At 59.7% G+C, this 1,309-nt stretch carries 1 protein-coding gene and 1 pseudogene; one reads left to right on the top strand and one right to left on the bottom strand.

Annotated features, from left to right (window positions below):
- Nucleotides 1–420 precede the first annotated feature (420 nt).
- Nucleotides 421–621, bottom strand: coding sequence for a c-type cytochrome (locus AWB68_RS49190; RefSeq protein WP_200828984.1), 201 nt, complete (start codon nt 619–621; stop codon nt 421–423).
- Nucleotides 622–1,088: 467 nt separating this feature from the next.
- Between AWB68_RS49190 and AWB68_RS45045 the strand changes: the two are divergent.
- Nucleotides 1,089–1,309 (top strand): annotated as a pseudogene (locus tag AWB68_RS45045) (N-acylmannosamine kinase); the annotation flags it as partial.

Raw genomic sequence — 1,309 nt, 5'->3', positions numbered from 1 at the left:
CGGTTCCTCTTCTGGCCGAAACCAGATGGAACAATCCTCTACGCGACTTTCACGTCGCACTAACTGAACGGCATTAGGTCGCCAACCCTGCTTTTTTGTCCTGATAAGCCGCGCCCAGCGAGCCGCGGTGTCCTTCCGCTCCCTTCTGAGCGCCGTAGTCAGCACTCGTTGACGCCTCAGTTGGCTTTCTGCAAGTCAAATGCTTTTTGGCGTTCGTCTGCAGGCAAGCGCATTCATTCGACAGCATCCACGCCTCGCCGACATTTATGGTGACCTTTCAATTTAGCTAAACTGAAGATCGATGCGTCGACCTTCGGCGCTCGTTCGCGAATCGGATGTTGCGGCCAGTTCTATGCGATCGGCCGCTAGCTAGCGAAGTTCAATTGCCCGAATAAATAGCGTCTTCTATAGGCGCGGATCTCAATGCGCGAATGCGTCGATCCACGAAATACCCGCCGCCTTCCGTATAGCGGAGATAAGGTCGGCCGCACTTAAGCCCATCGCGCATCGCAATCCTTGACGCACGGTCACCGGCACCGCGCTATTGCCCCACGTGCCGCGCACAAACGTCAGAACCTGCGCCACCTCCTCGCTCGTCAGCTTCTTTTCGAACGCGGGCATCTTCCCCCGCGCTAACCGCTCGTTGTCTCCAGACTTTGCCCTCCTTCGACCAGAATACGGATCAGCGACGTCGAGTCGACCGCAAGGACAGCCGGATTGCCCGCCAGCCGGGGACACTTCAATGGCTTTCCCAGCCCGTCCGCGGAATAGCATGTTGCCGCAGAACGACAAAAAGTGCCAGCGCCAGGACGCTGGACCACGCGCGTGCGCAGCGCTTGAACGCCATCGAGGAGCCAGCGGCGCACCTCGTGTTTATGGGCAGGCGCACCGGTGATCGCAACCCCCGGGACGCAAAGCGAAAAACCTGCTCGGGATTTCCCTGCTATACACGGCGCAGCTTCAGGTATTAAATAAATCAACTTGATTTAATTAATCAGAAAACGACGGCGGTTTCCCCGAGGAGACGCGTGAGAAACCCCCACATCGACCAAGACAGCAACTCGGGCAGGATACGCCGCCACAACGACCGCTCGATGCTGTGCGTGCTCGACGTGCCGGTCGTGGTGCTCGACGCGGATATCGACGCCGGCCTGCTCGACACGCTGATCGAACGCCTGCGGACGACGATGGGCGCGAACGCTCCGGAATCGCGCGACGTGCCAGTGCTCGCACGCGGTTCGTTTGGCCGCGACGCGGGCGCGATCGGCGCCGCGACGCTGCCGATGTTCTTCAACTTTTCTCCGCGCGC

Origin of the sequence: Caballeronia choica, from assembly GCF_001544535.1 — a bacterium.
Taxonomy (GTDB): domain Bacteria; phylum Pseudomonadota; class Gammaproteobacteria; order Burkholderiales; family Burkholderiaceae; genus Caballeronia; species Caballeronia choica.
Note: the sequence above shows the minus strand (reverse complement) of the source record. Positions and strands in the feature narration are given on the sequence as shown.

Coding starts and splice junctions, on each gene's coding strand:
- AWB68_RS49190 (WP_200828984.1), bottom strand. CDS start 621: ATGCCCGCGTTCGAAAAGAAGCTGACGAGCGAGGAGGTGGCGCAGGTT.